The organism is Variovorax atrisoli 110B (assembly GCF_000382045.1).
Classification (GTDB): domain Bacteria; phylum Pseudomonadota; class Gammaproteobacteria; order Burkholderiales; family Burkholderiaceae_C; genus Variovorax; species Variovorax atrisoli.
This window is the reverse complement of the sequence record NZ_KB907451.1, coordinates 322,679-347,458: the sequence shown is the minus strand read 5'-3', so window position 1 is coordinate 347,458 and position 24,780 is coordinate 322,679. Positions and strand designations below refer to the sequence as shown.

The following is a 24,780-nucleotide window of genomic DNA, read 5'->3' as shown; positions in this document are numbered from 1 at the left end:
CGTCCGCCTAGCCCCGCCTTCTCAGCAGCGCCTGCCGCAGCACGCGCGCGGCGCGGTCGCGGATCTTGCCGGGGCCGGAGCGCGGCGAGGTCCTGGGCGCGACCTTGGCGGTGGCGCAGGCCCAGAGGAAGTCGTGCAGGATGGGCGTGTCGTCCACCGTCTCGGTGCTGCCGTACTTGTGGAACTCGGGGTGCCACTGGGTCGCGGCGATGTAGCTGCGGCCGCGGTCGGGCAGCCGGCGGATGGCCTCGGGCACGCGGTCGGGCAGGCTCCAGGCCTCGATCTCGAAGCCCGGCGCGAGCCCCTTGATGCCCTGGTGGTGGATGCTGTTGACGCGCGCCGAGCGAATCTTCGGATAGAGCTTGGAAAGCCGCGTGCCCTCGACGATCTCGATGTCGTGGAAGTTCTGGTCGTAGGTCACCGGGTCGCGATGCTTCAGCGTCTGGGGATGGCCGTGCTGCTCCTCGATGTCCTGGTAGAGCGTGCCGCCGAAGGCCACGTTGATGAGCTGCAGGCCCCGGCAGACGCCGAAGATGGGCTTGCCGGCCTGCTCGAAGGCCTCGACCAGCGCGAGGTCGTAGAGGTCGCGGATGCGGTCGCCGATCCAGGCGTCCTTCAGCGGCACCTCGCCGTAGCTGCCGGGCCAGACGTCGGCCCCGCCGTGCATCACCACGCCGTCGAGCCACTCGGCGTAGTGCGACAGCTTGGTGTCGCCGCGCGCGGTCTCGCCGGTGGGGCAGGGCACCATCACGACCATGGCGCCGGCGGACATGAGCCAGTGCGCGATCGACTGCTCGACGTACTGCAGCGTCTTGTTGGTGAAGAGCGAACGCGCCGGGTCGGCATGCGAGAAGCAGGCCGACAGGCCGATCTTGAGCCGGGCGGAAACAGGTTGTGTCATCGCAGGACTGTCGCCAGTGCGAACCGGACGGGGGATGCGGAAAGGAAAGTCCATTTTGGCTCGTTGGCCTCTCGCACGGGGTCGGACGACACGCCAAGTATGCTTTCAACGCTGCCCCAACGTACAAGGAAGACAAGCCGATGAAAACCATCAAGGGCCCAGCCATATTCCTGGCCCAGTTCGCGGGAGACACCGCCCCCTTCGACACGCTCGACGGCATCGCCGGCTGGGCCGCCGGCCTGGGCTACAAGGGCGTGCAGATACCGAGCTGGGACGCCCGCCTCTTCGACCTTCGGCGCGCAGCCGAGAGCAAGACCTACTGCGAGGAGGTGAAGGGCACGCTGGCGAGCCACGGCCTGCAGATCACGGAGCTCTCGACCCACCTGCAGGGCCAGCTGGTGGCGGTGCACCCGGCCTACGACGCGGGCTTCGACGGCTTCGCGGCGCCCGAGGTGCGCGGCAACCCGGTGCGGCGCCAGCAGTGGGCCGTCGAGCAGCTGCACCTCGCGGCGAAGGCCTCGGCCAACCTCGGGCTCGCGGCGCACGCGACCTTCTCGGGTGCGCTGGCCTGGCCCTATCTCTACTCATGGCCGCCGCGCCCGCCGGGCCTCATCGAGGAGGCCTTCGACGAACTCGCGCGCCGCTGGCGGCCCATCCTCGACGCCTTCGACGCGGCCGGCGTCGACGTGGGCTACGAGATACACCCCGGCGAGGACCTGCACGACGGCGTGAGCTACGAGATGTTCCTGGAGCGCGTCAACAACCATCCGCGCGCCTGCCTGCTGTACGACCCGAGCCACTTCATGCTGCAGCAGCTCGACTACCTGGCCTACATCGACCACTACCACGAGCGCATCAAGATCTTCCACGTCAAGGACGCCGAGTTCAACCCGACCGGCAAGCAGGGCGTGTACGGCGGCTTCCAGAGCTGGATCAACCGGGCAGGGCGCTTCCGCTCGCTGGGCGACGGGCAGGTGGACTTCAGGGCCATCTTCTCGAAGATGGCGCAGTACGACTTCCCGGGCTGGGCGGTGCTGGAGTGGGAGTGCTGCATCAAGCACCCCGAAGACGGCGCGCGCGAGGGCGCGAAGTTCATCGCCGACCACATCATCCGCGTGGCCGACCGCGCCTTCGACGACTTCGCGGCAGGCGGGGCCGACGTGGCGGCGAACAAGCGGATGCTGGGGATCGGCTAGAGACTAGGACGTAGACCGGATCGCGTCGTCGAGGATCTCGAGGCCGCGGTCGATCTCGGCCTCGCTCACGTTCAGCGGCGGCGCGATGCGCCACACCGCCGCCATGCCGCCGACGGACACGATGTTCATGCTGAGGCCGCGCGCCATGCAGGCGTCGGTGATGGCGCGGCCGCGCTCGGCGTCGGGCTCGCGGGTCTCGCGGTCCTTCACGAGTTCGACGCCCTGCAGCAGGCCGTGGCCGCGCACGTCGCCGATCACCTCGTGCCGGGCCTTCAGCGTCTGCAGGCCCTCGCGCAGCCGCCTGCCCATCTCGGCGGCGCGGCGGGCGAGGCCTTCCTCCTCCAGCACGTCGAGCACGGCCAGCGCGACCTCGGCCGGCAGCGGGTCGGACACGTGCGAGGTGACGTGCACGAAGCCCTTGTCGTGGCAGTCCTGCTCGATGGCCTCGCCGGTGATCGTCGCGCCGATGGCCACGCCGCCGCCCAGCGTCTTCGACACGGTGAGGATGTCGGGCACCACATCGGCCTGCTCGAAGGCGAAGTTGGCGCCCATGCGGCCGAAGGCGGTCTGCGCCTCGTCGAGGATCAGCAGCATGCCGCGCTCGCGGCACTTCTCCTTGAGCTTGGGGAAGTAGCCCCTGGGCGGCACGATCACGCCGCCCGAGCTGAGCACCGGCTCGGCGATGAAGGCCGCGAGCGAGCCGCTGGATTGCGCGTCGACCATGTCGAATCCGACGTCGAGGCAGGTGGTGTCGCAGGCGTCGCGGCAGTGGCGCACCGGGCAGCGGTAGCAGTTGGGCGCCGGAATCGACATGGTGCCGGGCTTGCGCGGCCCGTAGTCGACGTGGTGACGGCCGGCGAAGGTGAGCGAGGCGATGCCGCCGGTCACGCCGTGCCAGCCGCCGTTGAGGCCCACGATCTCGTAGCGGCCGGTGGTCAGCCGCGCCATGCGCACCGCCGCCTCGTTGGCCTCGCCGCCGGTGGAAAGGAAGAGCGACTTCGACAGCGACGGCGGCAGCATCGACGCCAGCCGCCCCGCCAGTGCGGGCACGGCCGGGCCGACGAAGCCGCTGTAGAGGTGCAGCGCGCCTTCGCAGGCCTTCTCGATGGCCGCGACGATGCGCGGATGGTTGTGGCCGATGGTGGCGCACATCTGGCCGGAGGTGAAGTCGAGGATCTCGCGGCCGTGCTGGTCCCACAGCGTGGCGCCGCGCGCCTTGACGATCACGTGCGGGCTCAGGCCCATGCCGTAGCGCACGAGGTGCCTGGCGGCCGCCGGGTCGTAGGTTGCGCCTTCTGCCATCGGATGCTCCTTTTCGTGGGGATGCGGGCAGCGTAGCCAGCGGCGGGAGAATCCGGTGTCGTTGTTCAGGCCCCAAAGCGCATCCGATTGCACGGGCGTTGCGCCACACTGGCGGCACCATGAAGACCGGCACCCTCGATCTCGATCGCATCGACCAGAGCATCCTCGCCGAGCTGCAGGCCGACGCCGGCCTGCAGAACCAGACGCTGGCCGAGCGGGTGAACCTCTCGCCCTCGGCCTGCCTCAAGCGCGTGCAGCGGCTGCGGCGCTCGGGCGTGATCCGCGAGGAAGTGGCGATCCTCGACGCGGCGCGCGTGGGCTTTCCGGTGCTGGTGATCTCGCGCGTGTCGCTGCGCAGCACCACGCGCGAGGCGATACAGGCCTTCGAGCGCAAGGTGCACGCGCTGCCGCAGGTGCTGCAGTGCCACTGCGTGGCGGGCGACACCGACTTCGTGCTGGTGATCTGCGCGCGCTCGCTGCCCGAGTACCAGGCCTTCGCGCAGGAGCAGCTGGGCGACGCGCTGGAGCTGGAGAACTATTCGAGCGACGTGGTGCTGTCGACCACCAAGTTCACCACGCAGCTGCCGCTGGACCGGGCCTAGGGGCCTGTTCACACTATTTCCGGGGCCGCGGACATAGTGTGAACAGGCCCTAGCTACAGCAGCCCGGCCAGCCGCCGGATCGCCCCGTCGATCTGCGCTTCGCCGATCAGCCCGTAGCCGAAGGCCAGCCCGTTGGGCGTGCCGGGCGCCAGCGGATCGAGCGCGAAGCGCGACAGCGGCGGCAGCGTGATGCCGGCCGCCGCGGCGCGCTCGACCACCGAGTCGGCACGCGTTCCGCCATGCAGCCAGGCGGACAGGTGCAGGCCCGCGCTGGAGGGAATCACTTCCAGCCGGCCCGCGCCGTGGCGCGCCAGCGCGTCGAGCAGGGCGTTGCGCCGCGCGCCGTAGAGCTTGCGCATCTTGCGGATGTGGCGCGCGAGGTGGCCTTCGGCAATGAAGGCCGCCAGCGCCTCCTGCCCGAGCACCGGGCCGTGCCAGTCGGCCAGTTCGCGCGATCGCACCAGCGCCGCGCGGGCCCAGGGCGGCGCCACCACGAAGCCCAGCCGCAGTGCGGGAAAGAGGCTCTTCGAGAAGGTGCCGACGTAGAAGACCGACTCGGCACGGTCCAGCGTCTGCAGGGCGTCGAGCGGGCGGCCGGCGAAGCGGAATTCGCTGTCGTAGTCGTCCTCGACGACGACGGCGTTGCGCTCGCGCGCGAAGGCCAGCAGCGCCGCACGGCGCTGCGGCGACATCGCGACGCCGGTCGGGAACTGGTGCGAGGGCGTCACGCAGACCACGCGCGCCTCGGGCGGGATGCGGTCCACGCACAGGCCCTCGGCGTCGGTGGGAACGGTCACCACCTTCGCGCCCGCCGCCAGCATGGCCTCGCGCAGGGAGGGGTAGAAAAGCTGCTCCACCGCGACCACCGTGCGCCCCGGCACCACCAGGATGCGCGCGAGCAGCCCGAAGGCCTGCTGGGCGCCGGCCGTGACCACGATGTCGTCGGCGGTGCAACCGACCGCGCGGGTGAACGACACATGCCCGGCGATCGCCTCGCGCAGCGCGGGCTGGCCCTGCGGGTCGGCGTAGTCGGCGGTCTGGCGCGCGATGCGGCGCAGGGCGCGGTCGCTCAGGCGGCGCCAGATGTCGAAGGGAAAGAGGCTCACGTCGGGCAGGCCGACGCGGAAGTCGTCACGCGCGGGCGGCGGCTGCAGGGTGGGGGCGAGATCGGCGCCGGGAACGCTCGCGGGCACGAGGCGGGGGTCGCGGCCGGAGGCCTGGGCTCTCCTGGGGACGAGGCGCCGTCGGGACACCGGCAGCGTGTCGGCCACGTAGGTGCCGGCGCCCGGCCGCGCGAGCAGGTAGCCCTCGCCCAGCAGTAGGTCGTAGGCCGCCAGCATGGTGTTGCGCGAAACGCCCAGCCGCTGCGCCAGCACTCGCGTGGCGGGCAGCCGGGAGCCGGGCTGCAGGCGGCCATCGACGATGGCTGCGCGCAACTGGCGGTGCAGTTCGCGCAGCAGGTCGCGCGAGCCGGCGGGCGGCAGGCGGATGGCGAGTTCGAAAAGTGGCTCCATGAACTTCGCCAATTGTGGTTCTTTTGAAGAGCCAGTTGCAAACCTATTCTGGAGGCACTGAACACACTCGCCACGGAGTCCATCGTCATGAACAACCCGGCTCTTTCTTCTTCCCCCTCCTCCTCGCCGCAGCCGGCCGAACGCCTGCCGCTGAGCCTGGGCTGGCTCGCGCTGGGCGCATTCGCCATCGGCACCGAGAGCTTCATGGTCGCAGGCCTGCTGCCGGTGCTGGCGGCGGACCTGCGGATCAGCGCCGCGCGCGCCGGGCAGCTGGTGCTGCTGTTCGCGCTGAGCTATGCGATCGGCTCGCCGCTGATGGCGGCGCTGCTGGCGCGCTTCGGGCGCCGGCGGCTGCTGGTGGTGAGCCTCGCGGCCTTCTCGGGGCTGACGCTGGCCGCATCGATGGCGCACGGGTTCGTGCAGCTGGCGCTGGCGCGCGTCGCACTGGGGCTGGTGGCCGGCGTGTTCCTGCCGACGGCGAGCGCGGTGGCGGCGGTGATGGTGTCGCCCGCGCTGCGCGGCCGTGCGCTGGCGATCGTGACCGGCGGCGGCACGGTGGCGGTGGCACTCGGCGTGCCGCTGGGCGCATGGATCGCCGGCTGGGGCGGCTGGCGCACGGCCTACCTGCTGATCGCGGCGGTGGCGGCGCTCGCGACCTGGGGCCTCGCGCTGGGGCTGCCGCGCGATCTGTCGCAGGCGCCTGCCGCGGAAAAGCGCACGCCGGCCTTCGCCGTGGCCCGCGAGCCGGGCGTGCTGCCGGGGCTGCTGGTCAGCCTGCTGTGGGCCACGGGCGGCTTCAGCTTCTACACCTACATCGCGCTCTTCCTCTCGCACACGCTGGGCTTCGGCACTGAAGGCACGGGCGCGGTGTTCTTCGCCATCGGCGTGGCGGCGGCCATCGGCACCGCGGCCGGCGGCTGGGCCACCGACCGCTTCGGCGCCGACCGCATGGCGCAGGGCTTCGCGCTGATGCTGGTGCTGATCCTGGGCGGGCTGTCGTTCGCCGCACAGATGCTGCCGCACGGGCTGGCGCTGCCGGCGATCGTGGTGCTGTCGGCGCTCTGGGGCTTCGCGGGCTGGGGTTTCGGGCCGGCGCAGGCGGTGCGGCTGATCCGGCTCGCGCCGGAGCGCGCGCCGATGACGCTGTCGCTCAACGCCTCGGCGATCTACCTGGGCATCGCTGCGGGCTCGGGACTGGGCGGAATGGCGATCGACCTGTTCGGCGTCGCCACGGTGGGCTGGGTGGGGGCGGCCTGCCAGCTCGCCGGCCTGATGCTGCTGCTGCGTGCCGCACGCCGGGCGCGCGTGCCCGGCTCCGCTTCGGCTAAGCTATGTTTTTGATAGCAAATGGAGCTTGCACCACGGCCCTTCGGGGCCTTTTTCTTTGGAGCGTTGCTTCAAGACAAGCAACTGTCATGCCCCGCAAGCTATAATGTCGGGTTCGTTTCGATACCACGACGAAGAATTTCGTCAATCCCGCCTGCGAGCTGCGCTGCTTTCCGGATTCTCCGGCCTCCCGCTCGGCACGCCGGCGTTCACAGTGTGTTGGAGTGCCCGACCGGCGCCCATGATGGCCACCACTGCCGTCGTTCCTGTTGAAGCGAATCGCGCGTCCGTCTCGCGCTCCCGTTCGCGGGCTGAAACAATCACACCAATTCAATCTCCAACACACATCGAACGAACGATTCAGAGGTAAGCACAGATGCCAAAGGAAGAACTGATCGAAATGAACGGCGCGGTGACCGAAGTCCTGCCGGACTCGCGCTACCGCGTCACGCTGGACAACGGCCATCAGCTGATCGCCTACAGCGGCGGCAAGATGCGCAAGCACCACATCCGCATCCTGGCCGGCGACAAGGTCTCGCTCGAGCTCTCGCCCTACGACCTGACCAAGGGCCGCATCACCTTCCGCCACCTGGAGCGCCGCGGCCCCCCGCCGACGAACTCCGGCTCCGGCGGTTCCGGCAACAACTCACCCCGCCGCTGATACGCCACCGACCCAAGGCCTTGCGACGCTCCCCAGGGGCGCCGCAAGGCCTTTGTCATTCGCGCGTCTGTCGGCCTTAGAACCATGACCACCCCTGATTCCACGGCCGGCAACAACGGCTTCTCCACGCTGGCGCTCTCGCCCCGGATGCTGGCCAACCTCACGCAGCTCGGCTACACGCAGATGACGCCGATCCAGGCAGCCTCGCTGCCGAGCGCGCTGCTCGGCAAGGACCTGATCGCGCAGGCCAAGACCGGCAGCGGCAAGACCGCCGCCTTCGCCCTGGCGCTGCTGGCCAACCTCAATCCGCGCCGCTTCGCGGTGCAGTCGCTGGTGCTGTGCCCGACGCGCGAGCTGGCCGACCAGGTCACGCTCGAGATCCGCCGCCTCGCGCGCGCCGAGGAGAACATCAAGGTGGTCACGCTCTGCGGCGGCGTCGCGCTGCGCGGGCAGGTCGCGAGCCTGGAGCACGGTGCGCACATCGTGGTGGGCACGCCGGGGCGCATCATGGACCACCTCGAGCGCGGGAACCTGGACCTGGAAGCGCTCAACACCCTGGTGCTCGACGAGGCCGACCGCATGCTCGACATGGGGTTCTTCGACGACATCGTGAAGGTGGCGCGCCAGTGCCCGAAGGAGCGCCAGACGCTGCTGTTCTCGGCCACGTATCCCGAAGGCATCGCGAAGCTCGCCGAGCAGTTCATGAAGAGCCCCGAGCAGATCGCGGTGCAATCGCAGCACGAGGGCAGCAAGATCCGCCAGCGCTGGTACGAAGTGGAAGACCACGAGCGCCTGCACGCCGTGAGCCTGCTGCTCGACCACTTCCGCCCCGTCAGCACGCTGGCCTTCTGCAACACCAAGCAGCAGTGCCGCGACCTGGTCGACGTGCTGCGCGCGCAGGGCTTCAGCGCGCTGGCGCTCTTCGGCGAGCTGGAGCAGCGCGAGCGCGACCAGGTGCTGGTGCAGTTCGCCAACCGCAGCTGCTCGGTGCTGGTGGCCACCGACGTGGCGGCGCGCGGGCTCGACATCGCGCAGCTCGAAGCGGTGATCAACGTCGACGTGACGCCCGATGCCGAAGTGCACATCCACCGCGTCGGCCGCACCGGCCGCGTGGGACAGCAGGGCGCATCGGAAGGGCTGGCGCTGAACCTGGCCAGCATGGACGAGATGGGCAGCGTCGGGAAGATCGAGCAGCTGCAGGGCCGCGAATCCGAATGGCACCCGCTGGCCGAACTCACGCCGGGCAAGGGCGCGCCGCTGCAGCCGCCGATGGCCACCCTGCAGATCGTGGGCGGGCGCAAGGAGAAGATCCGCGCCGGCGACGTGCTGGGCGCGCTGACCGGCGAATGCGGCTATGCGAAGGAGCAGGTCGGCAAGATCAACGTCAACGAGTTCTCGACCTATGTGGCGGTGGACCGTGCGATCGCGGCCGAGGCGGCGCGCAAGCTCTCCGCCGGGCGCGTGAAGGGCAAGTCGGTCAAGGTGCGGCTCATCTAGGACTCGCCCCCAGGCTTCGCGCACTTCGTGTCGCTTCTCCACCCCCTACCGGGGGCGGGCCGGCCGCTTCGGGCGGCCGTGCGCGGCGGCCCTCACGAAGATGCGGCGCCCTTCGGAACCGATTGCGGCGTGCTCAAAGCTGCGGCCTCCGCATGCGCCGAGGTCGGTGCCACCGGCGCGTCGAGCACCGGGGCCGGTACGGCGTCCGGCGCCGGCAGCTCCTGGCGCGCCAGCTTCGCGGCCAGCCGGAACGCGACGATCACCGCCAGCAGGCCGAAGATCGACGAGCCGACCGCCTGGCCTATCAGCACGCCGGTCGCGCCGTAGTGCGAGCCCCACCAGGCGAACGGAATCGTGCCCAGCGTGGCGCGCCCCCAGTTGAACGCCGTCGACAGCAGCGGATGCCCGAGGTTGTTGAACGAGGCGTTCGCCACGAACAGCCCGCCCGCGAAGAAGAAGCTCGCGGCCAGCCAGCTGCAGAAGAGCGAGATCAGCTGCGCCGCCTGCCCGTCGGCCGAGAACGCCCGGATGATCGCGCCCTGCCCGAGCCCCAGCACCAGCCACGCCACGGCCACCGACACCACCATGAAGAGCAGGCTGTCGCGCAGCCCCTCCTGCACGCGGCGGAACTGCCCCGCACCCAGGTTCTGCGCAAGGATCGGCCCGACCGCGCCGCTGAGCGCATAGACCAGCCCGAAGGCCACAGGCGTCAGCCGGTCGATGGTGGCGGCGCCCGCGACCGCCGAGGGCCCGAACTGCGCGACCGAATGCGTGACGAAGGCCGCGCCTACCGGCGTCGCAAGATTCGTCAGCACCGCCGGAGCCGCCACCGTGCCGAGCGCGCGCGCATCGTCGGCGAGCTTGTGCGGCTCGAAGCGCCCGAGCATGCGGTGCCGCACGATCACGCCGTGCAGGCCGATGGCCGCGAGCACGATGCGCGAGACCACCGCGCTGATTGCCGCGCCGTCGAGCCCCAGGCCGAAGCCGAAGATCAGGATCGGGTCGAGCACAGCCGTCACGAAGGCACCGCCGAGCGTCACCGTCATCGAGCGGCGCGCATCGCCGATGGAGCGCAGCAGCGCCGAGGTCGCCATGCCGATGCCCAGCAGCGGCAGCGTGTGCACCGTCACCGATAGATAGCGGTGCGCGAGCCGCGCCGTCTCGCCCTGTGCGCCGAGCGCGTGCAGCGCCGGATGCAGGAAGAACGCGGTGCCCGTGCCCGCCACCACGGCCAGCGCCGTCATCAGCACGAGGCTCGACGTGGCGATGCGGCGCGCATCCTCGGCGCGCCCTGCGCCCACGGTCCGCGACACCACCGCCGCGATGCCGATCGTCAGCCCGATGCAAAGCGACGCATGGAAGAAGCCCACCACGCCCGCGAAGCCGATCGCCGCGGCGATCTCCTTCTCGCCCAGCAGCGAGATGTAGAACAGGTTGATGAGGTCGACCGCGAACACCGCGATCAGCCCGATGGCGCCCGTGCCGGCCATCACGCAGACGTGGCGCATCAGCGAGCCCGAAACGAAACGCGCGCGCCCGACACCACCCGCCGTTGCGGTTATTGGCATGTGAAATTCCCGATGTGGCCTAATTGCAGGTTCGAACATTCACTTTTACCCGAGCTTTTCATGCCCAAGACATTCCGTACCGAAGCCGAACGCGTTGCCACCCCGAAGCCGACGCCGCTGCCCGGCTACACCGCGCCGCGCTCCGGTGGCGGCCAGAAGGTCAGCCTCGAACGCGGCACCGCCACGCGCAGCAAGAAGAACCCCGGCAAGCGCGCCAAGAAGGGCGGCTGATCCGGCTTCTGCCCCCGCCGGCTCCCCACGCTTCCTGAAAGAGCACCGAAGGAGCCACGACGAACGCGCCCCAGGGCGCGTTTTGTCATTGGGGCCGCCGCTGCCACCAGACTTTCCCCAGGCCCGCGATGTCCGAAGACAACCAGATCCTCATCCCGCCCTCGTTCTTCGCCGTCTACACCGACGCGCGCCAGCGCCTGAGCGAGCCCATCGGCGTGGTGCGCGAGCGCTACGAGATCTGCGAGGACCTCGCCAGCCATCTCGTGGGCCACGCGCAGATCCAGCACCACACCGAGGTGCCGGTCGAAAGCGAGATCCTGCGCCGCATCCACGCCGGACTGGCCGCGCCCGAATCGGGCGTGTCGCCGGCCGAGGCCACGTGGGTGGTGCGGCGGCTGGCCGAACTGCTCGGCTGGGAGGATCCGGAACTGCCCGAGCCCGAGCCCGGTTCCGAAGCCGGCTGAGTCCCCGCAGGAGCGACAACCCGTGCTGCTCAAGGTCGGAGAACTCGCCCGGCACACCGGCCTCACGGTGCGCACGCTGCACCACTACGACGCCATCGGCCTGCTGGCGCCCTCGGCGCGCTCCGAGGCCGGCTACCGCCTCTACGACGCGGCTGACATCGCCCGCCTGCACGCCATCCAGGCGCTGCGGCTGCTGGGCCTGCCGCTGGCCGAGATCGGCGCGGTGCTCGACGCGGAAGGCGGCGCGATGCCCGCGATCATCGCGCGGCAGATCGAATCGCTCGACCAGCAGATCGCGCAGGCCACCGCGCTGCGCGAGCGGCTCGGCCTGCTCGAGCAGCGCCTGGCCGAAGGCGCCCAGCCCGACATGAAGGACTGGCTCGCCACGCTCGAGCAGATGACCACCTACGGCCGCTACTTCAGCCCCGCCGAGATCAGGTCGCTCATGGCCAACTGGAAGCAGGTGGCCGACCGCTGGCCGCCGCTGGTGGCCGAGGTGGCCGCGCTCATGGCGCGGGGCGTGCCGGCCGATTCGCTGGAGGTGCAGCCGCTGGCCGCGCGCTGGATGACGCTGATGGGCCAGTGGATGGACGGCAACTACGACCTCGTCACGCGCTGGGGCGAGATGTACCGCCGCGAACCCGTGGCGCGCCGCGACGACGGGCCGTCCGCCGAGCTGGTCGACTACATCGGCGAGGCCATCAGCATCCGCATGGCCGCGCTCTTGCGCCACATGCGCACCGACGACTTCGCGCGGCTGGGCCCGCCGCCCGAGGACGAATGGCGCAGGCTCGCGGCCGAACTCGCTGCCCTGCAGGCGCGCGGCGTTCCGCCCGAAGACGAAGCCGTGCAGGCCATCGCGCGCGAATGGGTGCGCCTGTTCGACGCCTTCACCGACCACGACCCCGGCATCGGCGCCCGGCTGATGCAGGCGATGGCCGCCGAGCCGGTGCTGCAGGCCACCGCCGTCACCACGCCTGCGGTGCGTGACTACCTGCTGCGTGCGATGAACCCTGCGACGGCCCCGCGCAGCGCTTGACCCTGACGTTGCGTGAGGCCCGACAGTGGCCTCATGAACAACGCACACACTCCACTGCCGCCACATCCGCAGCCGCTCGAGCGGCTCCACGCGCTCGACAACCTCCGCGCCCTCATGATGTGGCTCGGCATCGTGCTGCACGTGGCGATCAACCACCTCACCGTCGACTCGCCGCTGCCCTGGCGCGACCCGAAGACGTCGCCGGTGGCCGACCTGCTGCTGCTGTTCATCCACAGCTTCCGCATGCCGGTGTTCTTCGTGCTGGCCGGCTTCTTCGTGGCGCTGCTGGCCGAGCGGCGCGGCGCGAACGGCATGCTGAAGAACCGCTGCCTGAGGCTCGCGCTGCCCTTCGCGATCTTCTGGCCGCCGCTGTTCGCGGCGACCACGGTGCTGGCGATGGTCTACATCCACCTGACGGTGCGCGGCGTGCCGGGCATCGACGTCGCGCTGGCACCCCGGCGGCAGGCCGGCGGCTCGCCCTTCAACACCATGCACCTGTGGTTCCTGTACCAGCTGTTCTGGCTCAGCGTGCTGGCCTGGGCCGGCATGCGGGTCCGGCGCTTCGTGCCGGCACGGCTGCGCGAGGCACTGGCACGGGGCTTCACGCAACTGCTGTCGCGGCGCTGGGGCTTCGCGGTGCTGGCGCTGCCGCTGGCCCTCGTGGGCATGGCCTATCCGTCGGGCCTGCTCCAGGAAACCGGCTCCTTCCTGCCGCCTGCGGCCGAGTGGATGCGCAGCGGCCTCTTCTTCGCGGCCGGCTGGTACGTTCATGGCCGGCAGGAGCAGCTGCTCGCGGTCTTCTCGGCACGCTGCAAGGGCCATGCGGCGGCCGGCTTCGCCTTCCTGGTCGCGACGGTGCTGCTGCTGGGTGCCGCGCGCGGCGGCAGCCTGCATCGTGTGCCGCATCCCGAGTTCTGGATCGCCTACGCCTACGGCGCGACCGCGTGGCTCTGGAGCATGGCGCTGATCGGCGGCTTCCTGCGCTACCTGCCGCGCCGCAACGCGGTGCTCGACTACCTGTCGCAAAGCTCGTACTGGGTGTACCTGGTGCACATGCTGGGCACCGTGGGCTTCGGCATCCTGTTGTTCGACGTGCCGCTGGGCGCGGTCGCGAAGATGGGGCTGAACATCGCGGCCACCTCGCTGGCCGCGCTCGCGAGCTACCAGCTGCTGGTGCGCCGCACGCCCGTCGGCAGGCTGCTGAACGGTCAGCGGCCGGAGAACCGCTCCACCAGGAAGTCGACAAAGGCGCGCGTCTTGGCCGCGAGGTGACGCGAGGGGTACACCGCGTACACCGGCGTGCGGTCGGCCTCCCATTCCTGCAGCACCGCCTCCAGCCGGCCGGAGGCCAGCTCTTTCTCCACATAGATGCGTGGGATCAGACTCAGCCCGAAGCCCGCGAGCAGCGCGTCGCGCACGGCGATGCTGGAGCCGACCTTGTAGCGTCCGTCGATCGGCACCGCCACGCTGCGGCCGGCGCGCGTGAAGGTCCATTTGTTGGCATGGCCCGAGAGCGTGAACTGCACGCACTCGTGGCTCTTCAGGTCGGCGGGCTGCGCCGGCCGGCCGGCGGCGTCGAGGTAGGCGGGGGCGGCGCACAGCACGTGGTCCATGGTCATGAGCTCGCGCGCGACGAGGCTCGAATCCTCGAGCCGGTCGCTGCCGCGGATGGCGAGGTCGTAGCCCTCGCCGATGATGTCGACGCGGGCGTCCTGCAGGTTCAGCTCCAGCCGCAGGTTCGGATGCCGGCCCATGAACTCCGGGATGGCCGGCGACAGCAGCGTGAGCGCCAGGGTCAGGGGCGCACTCACGCGCAGCACGCCGCCGGGGCTGCTGCCCATGGGCGCGAGCGCGGCATCGGCCTCGGCGAGCTCGTCGAGGATGCGCGAGAGCCGCTCGTGGTACGCCGCGCCGGCCTCCGTCAGGCTCATCTGCCGCGTGGTGCGGTTGATGAGCCGCACCTTCAGGTGCGCTTCCAGCTCGGCGATGTTCTTGCTCACCGCCGCGGGCGAGAGCCCCATCTGCCGCGCGGCGCCGGCGAAGCTGCCCGTGGCGGCGGCGGTGCGGAAGACTCTGAGGGCGGTGAGATGGTCCATGCCTGATTGACAACTGACGGTAAAGAATCAATTCATTATTCGAACATTCACAACCACCGGTCAACTCACTAGATTCAAGGCATGACCAGCCGCACCACCGACATCCTCCTGACCGCCACGGCGCCCGCCGTCTGGGGCAGCACCTACATCGTCACGACCGAGCTGCTGCCTGCGAACTACCCGCTGACGGTGGCGCTGCTGCGTGCGTTGCCCGCCGGCCTGCTGCTGCTGGCGATCGTGCGTCAGCTGCCCGAGCGCGCGTGGTGGGGCCGCATCCTGCTGCTCGGCGCGCTGAACTTCTCGGTGCTGTGGGCGATGCTGTTCCTCGCGGCCTACCGGCTGCCGGGCGGCGTGGCGGCCACCATCACCTCGGTGCAGCCGCTCTTCGTGGTGTTCCTGGCCAGCGTCTTCCTGGGCTCGCCGGTGCGCGCGCTGTCGGTGGTGGCGGCGGTGGTCGGCATCGGCGGGGTGGCGCTGCTGGTGCTGACGCCGAACGCGGCGCTCGATGCGCTGGGCATCGCGGCCGCCATCGCCGCCGCGGTGTCGATGGCCTTCGGCACGGTGCTGAGCCGGCGCTGGCAGCCGCCGGTGTCGGCGCTGACCTTCACCGCCTGGCAGCTCACCGCGGGCGGCCTGCTGCTGCTGCCCGTGGCGCTGCTGCTGGAGCCGCCGCTGCCTGCGCTCACGCTGCACAACTGGATCGGCTTCGGCTGGCTGGGCCTGGTGGGCGCCGCGCTGACCTACATCGTGTGGTTCCGCGGCGTGGCCCGCCTGGAGCCATCGACCGTCGCGCCGCTGGCCTTCCTGAGCCCGGTGACAGCGGTGATCCTCGGCTGGGCGCTGCTCGGCCAGGCGCTTTCGACCTGGCAGGTGCTGGGCATCCTCGTCGTGATCGCGAGCATCTGGCTGAGCCAGCATGCGCAGCGCGGCGCGCAGGCACCGAAGGTGCGCACCGCGCCGGCGGGCGCGCGCTGAGGGAAGGCTAGGCTGCGGCCGTGGCCCGCCCGAGCAGGCTCAGGTAGCCCGGCTGCACTTCCATGCGCGCGATGGCGCCCTGCCGCTGCAGCAGGCGGTGCGCCTTCGGCAGCGCCCAGCAGGGCAGGCTGGTGAACATGTGGTGCTCGCAGTGGTAGTTGACCCAGTAGGGCGCCACCAGCGCACGTTCCAGCCAGCCGGCATGCGTGGTGCGCGCCTGCCGCAGCGGATCGGGCTCGTTCTGCGCGACCAGCGCATGCTCGGCGATGTTGCGCACGCGGCTCACCAGCGGCAGCCAGGTCGCCATCGGCAGCAGCCACATCGCGAGCCACGCCCACCCGTAGCCGGCGAGCGCGAAGGCGAGCAAGCCCAGCCCGTTGGCAACGAGGAATCGCCGGTCCTTCGCGAGCTCGCGGCCGAAAACCTGCAGTGCCGATTCGCCGGGCGCCCTCTTGCGGATGCCTTCGGCGATGTGCCCGAAGCGCTGCTTGTAGAAGGTCTGCCCGCTCAGGTCGCGCACCACCTTGCGCCACATCGAGGCGCGCGTGATGGGGAAGGGCGCCGACAGCACGAGGTCCGGGTCTTCGGTCTGCTGCACGAAGCGATGGTGCTGAAGGTGATAGGGCCGGTAGTCGCGCAGCGTCGACGAGCACAGCCAGTGGCCCACCCAGTCGTTGATCTTTCGGTTGCGGTGCAGCGCCGCGTGCGCGGCGTCGTGCATGAGGATGAAAAGGCCCAGCTGCCGCGCGCCGACGATCGGCACGACCAGCGGAACGGTCCACGGCCACATGATGCCCGCGAGCATCGCCGCGCCGATCACGCCCCAGCAGTGCAGCACCAGCCAGAGGCCCTTCCACGACGAGCGCGCGGTGAGCGAGCCCCACTCGTCGGCGGTGAAGAAGTCCTCGGGTTGGGCGCGGGGTGCGACGGCCATGCGGGCCAGTATGCGCCGCGAGACGGGCGCAGGCACGCGGAGTTGCCCGGGGTGCCAGTGCGGAAAGCGAAGCCCTTCGGCCTAGTTGTCGATGATCTTGCGCGCGAAGACTTCGAGATAGTCCATCAGCCGGTTGGCGCCCGCGGTGGCGGCCGCCTCGTCGCCGGTCGCGATGCCCCGCGCCAGCTGCAGGTGGGCGTTCGCGCCCTCGACGATCTCGCCCTCGTGCTGGTAGGCGTACCAGAAGCGCCGGCACTGGACGATGGGCGGGATCACCGCGCGCACCGCCGAGTCGTTGTGGCTCGCCCGGTGGTTGACGAGGTCCAGCGCGCGGTCGGCCTGCATGTAGTCGTTGAGGTCGCCGCGGCTCGCGGCCTCGACCATCATCTCGGCGCAGCGCACGATCTCCTGGCGCTGCTGCGCGGTGGCGCGGCGCGCCGAGCAGGCGGCGATCAGCACCTCGAGCACGCGCCGCGTCTGGATCACGTCGAGGTGGTCGGCCAGGTCGATGGTCGACACCAGCAGCCCGCGGCGCGGCTGCTGCACGATCAGCCCGATGGACACCATTCGCATCAGCGCCTCGCGCACCGGTGTGCGGCCCAGCCCCGTGCGCTCGGCGAGTTCGGCCTCGACGATCTGGCTGCCGGGCTGCAGCTGCATGGTGGACAGCAGCGTCTCGATGGCGTCGTAGGCCTCGTCGGCGGCACGGCGCTTGGGCCGCGCGCGGGCGGCGGCCACGGGGGCTGTCTCTGCTTCTTTCTTCTTCGGTGCTGTCTTCGGGGAGGCCATGGTCTCGTTCTGCGGATGCGGCGGCGCCGTCATTGTCGGGCGTCCGCGCCCGTGGACTCGATCTCGGCGAGTCCCGCGAGCGTCGCGATGCGCACCGGCGACAGCGGCGGGCGCGGCGCGGGCGGCGTCCATCCGAAGAGGAACTGCGCGGCATCGCCGCACACGCGCCCCTGGCAGGCGCCCATGCCGCAGCGGCGGTGCAGCTTGGCGTCGGTCCAGCCGCTGCAGTCCTGCAGCGCGGAGAAGGGCACGTCCTCGCATCGGCACACGAGGGTGTCGGGCCGTGGCAGCGCCCGGATGGCGGCATGCAGCGCGAAGCCGCGGTGCAGCTGCGCCGCGAAGGCATCCCAGCGCGCGCGCTCGCCCTCGTGCGCGGCGGCCGCGCGCTCGTCGCCCACCGCTGCATGGCCGGCGATGCTGCCCTGCGCCAGCGCGCGCTCGCTGCCGCCGAAACCGGTGCACTCGCCCGCCGCGTAGATGCCCGGCACGCTGGTGGCCTGCCGCGCATCGACCTGCAGGCCCCGCACGCCGAAGCCGTCCGAAGCCAGCGCGCAGCCGAGCATGCGGCCGAGCTGAGTGTTGGGCACCAGGCCGAAGCCGCAGGCGATGCGGTCGCAGGCGATCTCCACTTCCTGGCCGTTGCCCTGGCGCAGGCGCACCGACTCGACCTGCACGGCGCCACCCGCCGAGACGACGTGCGACGAGGTGCGATAGCAGGGGTCGGCCAGCGCGACGGCCTGCGCCGCCTTGCCGGGCCAGCGCGCGAGGCTGGCGCCGAAGCGCGCGACCGCGGCGAACGAAGCCTGCTCGGCGATGCGCAGCACCTTGGCGCCCGCCGAACGCGCAGTGGCCGCGGCGGCAAGCAGCAGCGGTCCGCTGCCCGCGACGACGATGCGCTCGCCCTCGACCGGCAGGCCGGCCTTGACGAGCGCCTGCAGCCCGCCCGCGCCGGTCACACCGGGCAGCGTCCAGCCCGGGAAGGGCAGCTGCAGTTCGCGCGCGCCGGTGCACAGGATGAGCCTGCCCCACCGCATGCGCACGGCACCATCGGCGTCTTCGAGCAGCAGTTCGCCGGGCGAGGGCGCAGCGACGACACGCGTGCCGCTGCGCACACGGATGTTGGCATGGCGTTCGAGCGCCTCGCGCCACTTGCGCGCGGCCGGCGGCAGCTTCGCGCCGGGGCCGTCGCGCCAGATCTGTCCGCCGGGCGCGGGGTTGTCGTCGATCACGGCGATCGATGCGCCGCTGCGCGCAGCCGCCACTGCCGCCGCCATGCCGGCCGGGCCGGCGCCGACGACCAGCACGTCGCAATGCTCGGGCACGACGCCGCTCATTCCGCGGTCTCCACGCGCATGCCCTCGACGCATATCGTCTGGCAGGCGAGCCTGCGCCGGCCGTCGACGAGCACGCGGCATTCCTGGCACACGCCCATGCCGCAGAAGGGCGCGCGCGGCTGGCCGCCGACGGAGGTGCGCGCCACGCCCGCGCCGCCGGCCACGCGCAGCGCGGCGGCGACCGAGCTGCCGGCCTTCACGCGGACCAGGCGGCCGTCGATGTTCAGCAGGGTGTGGGCGCTCATGCGGCCTCCCGCAGGCCGCGAGGTGCGTAGGGCGCGGCGTCGAAACCGGGTGTCGCCCCGGTCATCAGCGCGGCGAGCAGGTGCGCGCTGCCAGGTGCCGTGGTCACGCCGAGGCCCTCGTGCCCGACGGCGAGCCAGAGCCTCTCGCGCCACGGATGCCTGCCCAGAAGCGGAAGCCCGTCGGGCGAGGCCGCGCGCATGCCGGTCCACGAGCGCAGGGCGTTGAGGTTCGCGAGCCCCGGCAGGTAGTCGAGCGCGCGCCGGAGCATGCGCGCGAGCATCGGCGCTTCCACGGCCGCGTCGGTGGTGTCGAACTGGCGCGAGGAGCCGATCAGCAGCTGCCCCGTGGGACGCGGCTGCACGTTGAAGGCGACCGAGTCGCCCTCGCTGTGGTGGGCGCTGGTCATGTAGCCGAGTTCGACGAGCTGGTGGTGCACCGTGCCCGGATAGCGGTCGGTGATGAGCAGGTGGCCCTTCTTCGGACGTATCGGCAGCTCGGGGCACAGCGCGGTGGCCTGGATTCCGTTGGCGAGCACGACGCGCGGCGCGGCGCGGCGGCCGCCGTCGGCCAGGCGCAGCGTGCCGTTTTCCTCTATGGCATCGACCTTCGCCTGCTCGACGCGGATCGATGCCCCATGCTGGGCGAGCAGCCAGCGCGCCGCGTTGGGTGCGTAGAGGATGCCGTCGCCAGGCACTTCGAGCGCGCCCGCGAGGCCCTTGCGCAATGCAGGTTCGGCGGCCGAGAGCTGCCGTGCGTCGAGCAGGCGGCTGTCGATGCCGTCGGCGCGCAGCCGCTGCAGCTTGCGCCCGGCCTCGGCCATCTCCTCGTCGTTCGCGGCGATCCACAGCGTGCCGCAGGCGCTGTAGGCGCAGTCCTCGCCCATGCGCGGCGCGAGCTCGCGCCACTGCGCGATCGAATGGCGGCTCAGCGCCAGCTCGGCCGGGTTGTCGTCCATCACCACGAGGTGGCCCATGCCGGCGCCGGTGGCGCCGCCGATGCCGGCGTCGAGCACCAGCACCTTCGCGCCCGCATTCGCGAGCGCATGCGCGCACGCGGCGCCGACGATGCCGGCGCCGATGACGATGACGTCCGCGTCCATTGCGCCCGTCGTGCCCGTCGTGCCCGTGGTCAGAGCCGGATGCCCCAGCCGAAGGTATCGGCGTCGTCGATCAGCAGCGTGGCCTCTGCGCTGATGTGCGCACGGCCGCGCAGCGTGGGAATGACGCGGCCTTCGCCGTCGAGCGCGTAGCTGGCCTCGAAGACGCTGCCGATCACGCTGGCCTGCTTCCACACCTCGCCCGGCGCGAGCTTGCCGTCGGCCGCGAGGCAGGCGATCTTGGCGCTGGTGCCGGTGCCGCAGGGCGAGCGGTCGTAGGCGTTGCCCGGGCACAGCACGAAGTTGCGGCTGTCGGCGCCTTCGCTGTCGTCGGCGAAGAGCTCGATGTGGTCGATCTCCGCGCCGTCGGCACCGGTGATGCCCTGCGCCGTAAGGGCCTTGCGCAATGCGGCGGTGTAGTCGGTGAGCGCGGCGAGGTTGTCGCTCGCCACGCGCTGGCCGTGCTCGCTCACGAGGAAGAACCAGTTGCCGCCCCAGGCCACGTCGCCGCGCACGATGCCGTGGCCGGGCAGCTCGACCGCCGCCTGCCGCAGGTGCCGGTAGGCGGGCACGTTGCGCACGCTCACCGAGCCGTCTTCGTGCAGCGTGGTGGTCACGGTGCCCACGGGCGTCTCGATGCGGTGCTCGCCCACGCCGATGCGCCCCATGTGCGCGAGGCTAGCGACCAGCCCGATGGTGCCGTGGCCGCACATGCCGAGATAGCCGGCGTTGTTGAAGAAGACGACGCCCGCGGCCGCATCGGCCGAGACCGGCTCGCACAGCAGCGCCCCCACCACCACGTCGCTGCCGCGCGGCTCCAGCACGGCGGCGGCGCGCCACTTGTCGTGCCGCTCGGCCAGCAGCGCGCGGCGCTCGGCCATGCTGCCCTTGCCCGGATCGGGGAAGCCCCCGATCACCAGGCGCGTGGGCTCGCCGCCCGTGTGTGAGTCGATGACCTGGATGCGATGCATGTTCTTCGCTTCGTCTCAGTAGCTCGCGATGGGCACCGGGGCCGCGTTCTTGAAGGTGAACACCGTGATCGGCGCCTGCTTCATGTTGCCCTTGTCGTCGTAGGCGTAGGTGGCGGCCACGCCCTTGTAGGTGGCCTTGTAGAGCTCGGCGCCGACCTTGTCGGGATCGATGGAGTTGGCCTTCTTCATCGACTCGCCGATGAAGAGCACCTGGTCGTAGTACGAGGCGGCGTACGCATCGGGATCGATGTTGAAGCGCTTCTTGAACTTCTCCTTGAAGGCCGGGCCGCTCTGCGCCTTCTCGAGGATGGAGCCGCCCTGCGCGCAGAACACCAGGTCGTTGACCGCGTCGCCGCCGAGCTTGCCGGTGGCGGGGCTGCAGACGGTGTCGCCGCCCAGCAGCTTGCCGGGCACCGCGAGCTGCTTCATCTGGCGCGCCATGGGCGCGGCCTGAGGCGCGTAGCCGCCGAAGAAGATGGCCTCGGGCGCCTTGGCCTTCATGTTGGTGAGGATGGCGGTGAAGTCCACGGCCTTGTCGGTGGTGAATTCCTGGCCGACCACGGTGAGGCCCTGCTTCTTCGCCTCCTTGGTGAATTCCTCGGCGAGGCCCTGGCCGAAGGCGGTGCGGTCGTCGATCACGCCGACCTTCTTGACCTTCATCTCCTTGGCCGCGTACACGGCCATGGCGCCGCCGATCTGGTTGTCGCTCGCGATGATGCGGTAGAGGTTCTTGTAGCCGCCCTGCGTGACCTTCGGGTTGGTGCCCACGGTGGAGACCATGGTGCCGCCGTCGGCGTAGATGCGCGAGGCCGGGATGGCCACGCCCGAGCAGTAAGGGCCCATGACGTACTTGACGCCGTCGTCCACGAATTTCTGCGCCACGCTCACACCGGTCTTGGCGTCGCACTGGTCGTCTTCGGAGACCAGCTCGAACTTCAGCGTCTTGCCGCCGACGACGAGCTTCTTCGCGTTGAGCTCCTCGATGGCGAGGCGCACGCCGTTTTCATTGTCCTTGCCCGCGAAGGCATTGGGGCCCGAGAGAGGACCGCTGTGGCCGATCTTGACCACCTGCTCCTGCGCGTGCGCCTGGCCGGCGAGGGCCAGGGCCGCGAGACCGAGAAACGAAACCATGCTTGCTTTTGTCTTCATGCTTCTTCCTGCTGGGTTGGGGACGATGAAAAACACGCGGCCGGCAGCCGACCGGTAAGCCGGTGCCGGCGCGCCGTCGGTTTATTGCATGACCGACTGGTATTGAACAGGCCTCGTCGCGAGCGCCTTCTTCACGATGCCTTCGACGAACTCGCGCTCGGCGCCGACCAGCGGCAGGCGCGGGCGGCGCATGTGCTCGGTGCCCACGCCCACGATCGCGTCGATGAGCTTGAGGTTCTGCACGAGCTTGGTCGACACGTCGAGGTGCAGCATCGGCGTCATCCACTGGTAGAGCTTGAGCGCCTCGGCGAACTTGCCGGCCTTCATCAGGTCGTAGAGCGCCACCGTCTCGCGCGGGAAGGCACAGCCCACGCCGGCGAGCAGGCCGTCGCAGCCCAGCGCCAGGCCTTCGTAGGCGAGGTCGTCGACGCCGAGGAACAGCTGGTAGCGGTCGCCCACGGTATTGCGCAGGTCGGTGATGCGGCGGATGTCGTCGGTGCTTTCCTTGATGGCGGCGATCCATTCGCAGTCGGCCAGCTCGACCATGTGCGCGGGCTTCAGGTCGACGCGGTAGGCCACCGGGTTGTTGTAGACCATGATGGGCTTCTGCGCCGCATTGGCGATGGTGCGCACGTTGAGCATGGCCTCGCGCGCGTCGGCCACGTAGATCACCGAGGGCATCACCATGAAGCCGGCCACGCCGAGCCTGTTGGCGCCATCGACGTAGCGCAGCGCCTCGCGGGTGCTGGTCTCCGACACGTTGGCCAGCACCGGGATGCGGCCGTCGGCGGCTTCGAGCGCGATCTTGGCGACCTGCAGCTTCTCCTCCAGCGTCAGCGTGCTGGCCTCGCCGAGCGAGCCGCAGGTGACGAGGCCGTGGATGCCGTTGCGGATCTGGAAGTCGATGTGCCGGGCGGTGCCCTCGGCGTCGATGCTCTCGTCGGCGTGGAACTTGGTGGTGACGGCGGGAAAGACGCCTTGCCAGCGGGGATTGCTCACTTGATCGCTCCTTCGGATGTGCGGTGGAAGACACCGGACTCTAAATATATTAAGGATATACGGTCAAGATACTTTTGGGGCAAGCGCTCTTTTGCAGCGTGTTCTTCTGTGATACGGAAGCGGCGGCGCAGGGCGAGCGGCCCTGCCGTGCAGGTGGCTCGCCCGCCTACTTGTGGCCGTCGGCCGGTCGCAGCACGCCGCGCTGGAGCGTGACCTGCTTGCCGATCGGCGGCGCGGTCTTCGTCTCGACGGTGCGCAGCCTGCCGTCGTCCATGCGCACGCCCACCTCGTAGACGGTGACGGTGCGAACGTGCTTCTCGATGGCATTGCCCGCGAAGCCGCCGCCGACCGCGCCCAGCACCGTGGTGGCGACGCGACCGTTGCCGTGGCCGAACTGGTTGCCGACGAGGCCGCCGACCACGCCGCCCGCTACGGCGCCCACGCCGGTGGTCTTCTGCTGGCGCTGCACCGGCCGGACCGATTCGACGCGGCCGCAGACCGCGCACGGCGGCGCGGCACGCGTGGCAGGCGCAGGTTCGGCTGCAGCAACGGCCGTCGAATTTGCAGGAGCGGGCGCCGACTGCGGTGCGGCAGCCATTGCCTGAGGGGCGGGGGAGACTGGAGCGACCGCAGGCGGCGGCATGGCGGGCGCGGGCGGCATGGCCTCGGGCTTGAAGTCGTCGGGCGCCGGGGCGTTCGAAGCGGCGGCCAGGGGCACGGAGGCGGGCGCCGCGGTTTCCTGCCCCTGCCTGTGCAGCAGCACCCCGCCCAGCGCCGCGACCGCGATGGCCAGCACGCCGATCACGGCCCAGAGCACCTTGGGCGATCTGCCTGCGTGCACGGTGGCAGGCTGTTCGAGGTGCGATGTCGAGTTCATGAGATTTCCTTTCCGCCCCGGCGCACGGCGCGAGGGGCACCGCCGAAGCATGGCTTCGAGGGGCGGGAAGTTCAATCCGCCGGCGTCCTACAAGGCGATTTTCGCGCCGGAGGCGCCGCCGCAGGGGATCAGCCCGCCCGGGCCATGTCCGCGATCGGCTCCAGCGCGAGCAGGGTCAGCTGCCCGTAGCCGACGTGCAGCCAGCCTTCGGCCTGCATGTGCTGCAGCGCGAGGTTGCAGCGCTGGCGCGAGACGCCGGCGATGGCGGCCAGCTCGTCCTGCGCGATGGGCAGGTGGATCAGCCCGAGCGGGTTGTTCAGCGGATGGGCCAGCCCGCACAGCGCGTTCGCCACGCGCGCGGGGCCGCGCATCAGCCGCACGTCGCCCACGTGGTCCATGAAGTAATGCAGGCGTTCGTTGATCTGCGCGTAGATGAAGTCCTTGAAAGCCGGGTGCTCCTGCAGCAGGCGGGCGAAATCGTCCAGCGGCAGCAGCGCCACGCGGCTGTCGCGCAGCGCCACGTAGTCGGCATGCCGGGGCTTGCCGCGCAGCAGTGCGCCCTCGCCGAACCAGCAGCCCGGCAGGATGCCGCCGAGCGTGGAGCTGCGGCCGTCGGCGGCGAGCACCGAGGTCTTGAGCAGCCCCTCCATCAGCCCGAACCAGGTCGACGGAATCTCGCCGCGCCGCGCCAGCAGCTGGCCCTTCGACACCCGGTGCTCGCGCATGCGCTCCATCACCCGCTTGCGCAGCGGCGCGGGCAGGGCCGCGCTCCACGGCGACAGGCGCAGCAGCTCGTCGATGCCCAGGCCCGCGGGTTCGTCGGCCTTCGCACGCCGCGAAGGAAGGGGCTCCGCTGCCCGCCGATGAGGCACGGCCGGCGGCTCGCGCGACGGCCCCTGCGACGGCTCGTGTGGCTTCTTTTCCAACGGGCAAACCCTTAATTCAAATGTCTCATTTCCAACAGTATCGCCGCCGCATCGCCCGAACAATCCGGCCCGAACCGCCCGCCGGGC

General features: G+C 70.7%; 25 protein-coding genes. 10 read left to right on the top strand and 15 right to left on the bottom strand.

Going from position 1 to position 24,780, the window contains the following annotated elements:
• Positions 1 to 7 precede the first annotated feature (7 nt).
• Entirely contained in the window at positions 8 to 901 is an 894-nt protein-coding gene (locus G369_RS0109680) for a gamma-glutamyl-gamma-aminobutyrate hydrolase family protein (RefSeq protein ID WP_019653799.1), read from the bottom strand.
• Between the two features lie 140 nt (positions 902 to 1,041).
• Between G369_RS0109680 and G369_RS0109675 the strand changes: the two genes are divergently transcribed.
• Positions 1,042 to 2,097, top strand: a complete 1,056-nt coding sequence (locus tag G369_RS0109675) for a sugar phosphate isomerase/epimerase family protein (RefSeq protein WP_019653798.1) — start codon at positions 1,042 to 1,044, stop codon at positions 2,095 to 2,097.
• 3 nt (positions 2,098 to 2,100) lie between these two features.
• Here the strand turns inward: G369_RS0109675 and G369_RS0109670 are convergent, their stop codons facing one another.
• Complete coding sequence (locus tag G369_RS0109670; RefSeq protein WP_019653797.1) at positions 2,101 to 3,399, bottom strand: aspartate aminotransferase family protein; 1,299 nt, start codon at positions 3,397 to 3,399, stop codon at positions 2,101 to 2,103.
• 119 nt (positions 3,400 to 3,518) lie between these two features.
• On the opposite strand from G369_RS0109670, the gene G369_RS0109665 reads away from it, so the two are divergent.
• On the top strand, positions 3,519 to 4,001 hold the full coding sequence (locus G369_RS0109665) for an Lrp/AsnC family transcriptional regulator (protein WP_020723017.1): 483 nt from the start codon (positions 3,519 to 3,521) through the stop codon (positions 3,999 to 4,001).
• 53 nt (positions 4,002 to 4,054) lie between these two features.
• Here G369_RS0109665 and pdxR read toward each other — a convergent pair whose 3' ends face one another.
• Positions 4,055 to 5,515, bottom strand: a complete 1,461-nt coding sequence (gene pdxR, locus G369_RS0109660; protein WP_038114363.1) for a MocR-like pyridoxine biosynthesis transcription factor PdxR — start codon at positions 5,513 to 5,515, stop codon at positions 4,055 to 4,057.
• 87 nt (positions 5,516 to 5,602) lie between these two features.
• Here pdxR and G369_RS0109655 point away from each other — a divergent pair, with 87 nt between their 5' ends.
• The 3 genes from G369_RS0109655 (at position 5,603) to dbpA (ending at position 8,999) form a co-directional block, all read left to right on the top strand.
• Complete coding sequence (locus G369_RS0109655; RefSeq protein WP_019653794.1) at positions 5,603 to 6,856, top strand: MFS transporter; 1,254 nt, start codon at positions 5,603 to 5,605, stop codon at positions 6,854 to 6,856.
• Positions 6,857 to 7,217: 361 nt separating this feature from the next.
• Positions 7,218 to 7,502: a translation initiation factor IF-1 gene (infA, locus tag G369_RS0109650; RefSeq protein WP_019653793.1), complete on the top strand. Its 285-nt coding sequence runs from the start codon at positions 7,218 to 7,220 to the stop codon at positions 7,500 to 7,502.
• An 84-nt stretch (positions 7,503 to 7,586) separates the two neighbouring features.
• Positions 7,587 to 8,999, top strand: coding sequence for an ATP-dependent RNA helicase DbpA (gene dbpA, locus G369_RS0109645; RefSeq protein WP_019653792.1), 1,413 nt, complete (start codon positions 7,587 to 7,589; stop codon positions 8,997 to 8,999).
• Positions 9,000 to 9,091: 92 nt separating this feature from the next.
• On the opposite strand, the gene G369_RS0109640 is transcribed toward dbpA, so the two are convergent.
• Positions 9,092 to 10,567, bottom strand: a complete 1,476-nt coding sequence (locus G369_RS0109640; protein WP_019653791.1) for an MATE family efflux transporter — start codon at positions 10,565 to 10,567, stop codon at positions 9,092 to 9,094.
• A gap of 60 nt (positions 10,568 to 10,627) precedes the next feature.
• Here G369_RS0109640 and G369_RS39060 point away from each other — a divergent pair, with 60 nt between their 5' ends.
• The 4 genes from G369_RS39060 (at position 10,628) to G369_RS0109620 (ending at position 13,573) form a co-directional block, all read left to right on the top strand.
• Positions 10,628 to 10,798, top strand: coding sequence for a hypothetical protein (locus G369_RS39060; RefSeq protein ID WP_019653790.1), 171 nt, complete (start codon positions 10,628 to 10,630; stop codon positions 10,796 to 10,798).
• A 128-nt stretch (positions 10,799 to 10,926) separates the two neighbouring features.
• Positions 10,927 to 11,262, top strand: a complete 336-nt coding sequence (locus G369_RS0109630; protein WP_019653789.1) for a hypothetical protein — start codon at positions 10,927 to 10,929, stop codon at positions 11,260 to 11,262.
• A 22-nt stretch (positions 11,263 to 11,284) separates the two neighbouring features.
• Positions 11,285 to 12,301: a MerR family transcriptional regulator gene (locus G369_RS0109625; RefSeq protein ID WP_019653788.1), complete on the top strand. Its 1,017-nt coding sequence runs from the start codon at positions 11,285 to 11,287 to the stop codon at positions 12,299 to 12,301.
• 33 nt (positions 12,302 to 12,334) lie between these two features.
• Positions 12,335 to 13,573, top strand: a complete 1,239-nt coding sequence (locus G369_RS0109620; protein ID WP_019653787.1) for an acyltransferase family protein — start codon at positions 12,335 to 12,337, stop codon at positions 13,571 to 13,573.
• On the opposite strand, the gene G369_RS0109615 is transcribed toward G369_RS0109620, so the two are convergent.
• Positions 13,510 to 14,397: a LysR family transcriptional regulator gene (locus tag G369_RS0109615; RefSeq protein ID WP_019653786.1), complete on the bottom strand. Its 888-nt coding sequence runs from the start codon at positions 14,395 to 14,397 to the stop codon at positions 13,510 to 13,512. The two genes, G369_RS0109620 and G369_RS0109615, sit on opposite strands and share 64 nt — an antisense overlap.
• Before the next feature lie 81 nt (positions 14,398 to 14,478).
• Here G369_RS0109615 and G369_RS0109610 point away from each other — a divergent pair, with 81 nt between their 5' ends.
• A complete protein-coding gene (locus G369_RS0109610; protein WP_019653785.1) occupies positions 14,479 to 15,372 on the top strand; it encodes an EamA family transporter in 894 nt (297 codons plus the stop codon).
• A 7-nt stretch (positions 15,373 to 15,379) separates the two neighbouring features.
• Here the strand turns inward: G369_RS0109610 and G369_RS0109605 are convergent, their stop codons facing one another.
• The 10 genes from G369_RS0109605 to G369_RS0109560 form a co-directional block, all read right to left on the bottom strand.
• Positions 15,380 to 16,306, bottom strand: a complete 927-nt coding sequence (locus G369_RS0109605) for a fatty acid desaturase family protein (protein ID WP_019653784.1) — start codon at positions 16,304 to 16,306, stop codon at positions 15,380 to 15,382.
• Positions 16,307 to 16,387: 81 nt separating this feature from the next.
• Positions 16,388 to 17,095: a GntR family transcriptional regulator gene (locus G369_RS0109600; RefSeq protein WP_221404310.1), complete on the bottom strand. Its 708-nt coding sequence runs from the start codon at positions 17,093 to 17,095 to the stop codon at positions 16,388 to 16,390.
• 29 nt (positions 17,096 to 17,124) lie between these two features.
• Positions 17,125 to 18,429 (bottom strand): NAD(P)/FAD-dependent oxidoreductase, encoded by a 1,305-nt coding sequence (locus tag G369_RS0109595; protein ID WP_019653782.1) that lies wholly within the window; start codon positions 18,427 to 18,429, stop codon positions 17,125 to 17,127.
• The gene (locus G369_RS0109590; protein ID WP_019653781.1) at positions 18,426 to 18,674 is read right to left on the bottom strand and encodes a (2Fe-2S)-binding protein; all 249 of its coding nucleotides are present in this window, start codon (positions 18,672 to 18,674) and stop codon (positions 18,426 to 18,428) included. Before G369_RS0109590 ends, G369_RS0109595 begins: the two co-directional genes overlap by 4 nt.
• Complete coding sequence (locus tag G369_RS0109585; protein WP_019653780.1) at positions 18,671 to 19,774, bottom strand: NAD(P)/FAD-dependent oxidoreductase; 1,104 nt, start codon at positions 19,772 to 19,774, stop codon at positions 18,671 to 18,673. The genes G369_RS0109590 and G369_RS0109585 overlap by 4 nt, the downstream gene beginning before the upstream one ends.
• Positions 19,775 to 19,803: 29 nt before the next feature.
• Positions 19,804 to 20,742, bottom strand: coding sequence for a 4-hydroxyproline epimerase (locus tag G369_RS0109580; protein ID WP_019653779.1), 939 nt, complete (start codon positions 20,740 to 20,742; stop codon positions 19,804 to 19,806).
• A gap of 15 nt (positions 20,743 to 20,757) precedes the next feature.
• On the bottom strand, positions 20,758 to 21,891 hold the full coding sequence (locus G369_RS0109575) for a branched-chain amino acid ABC transporter substrate-binding protein (protein ID WP_019653778.1): 1,134 nt from the start codon (positions 21,889 to 21,891) through the stop codon (positions 20,758 to 20,760).
• A gap of 81 nt (positions 21,892 to 21,972) precedes the next feature.
• Positions 21,973 to 22,890, bottom strand: coding sequence for a dihydrodipicolinate synthase family protein (locus G369_RS0109570; RefSeq protein WP_019653777.1), 918 nt, complete (start codon positions 22,888 to 22,890; stop codon positions 21,973 to 21,975).
• Between the two features lie 166 nt (positions 22,891 to 23,056).
• On the bottom strand, positions 23,057 to 23,767 hold the full coding sequence (locus tag G369_RS0109565; protein WP_019653776.1) for an outer membrane lipoprotein: 711 nt from the start codon (positions 23,765 to 23,767) through the stop codon (positions 23,057 to 23,059).
• Positions 23,768 to 23,895: 128 nt separating this feature from the next.
• The gene (locus G369_RS0109560; protein ID WP_019653775.1) at positions 23,896 to 24,693 is read right to left on the bottom strand and encodes a Crp/Fnr family transcriptional regulator; all 798 of its coding nucleotides are present in this window, start codon (positions 24,691 to 24,693) and stop codon (positions 23,896 to 23,898) included.
• Positions 24,694 to 24,780 lie beyond the last annotated feature (87 nt).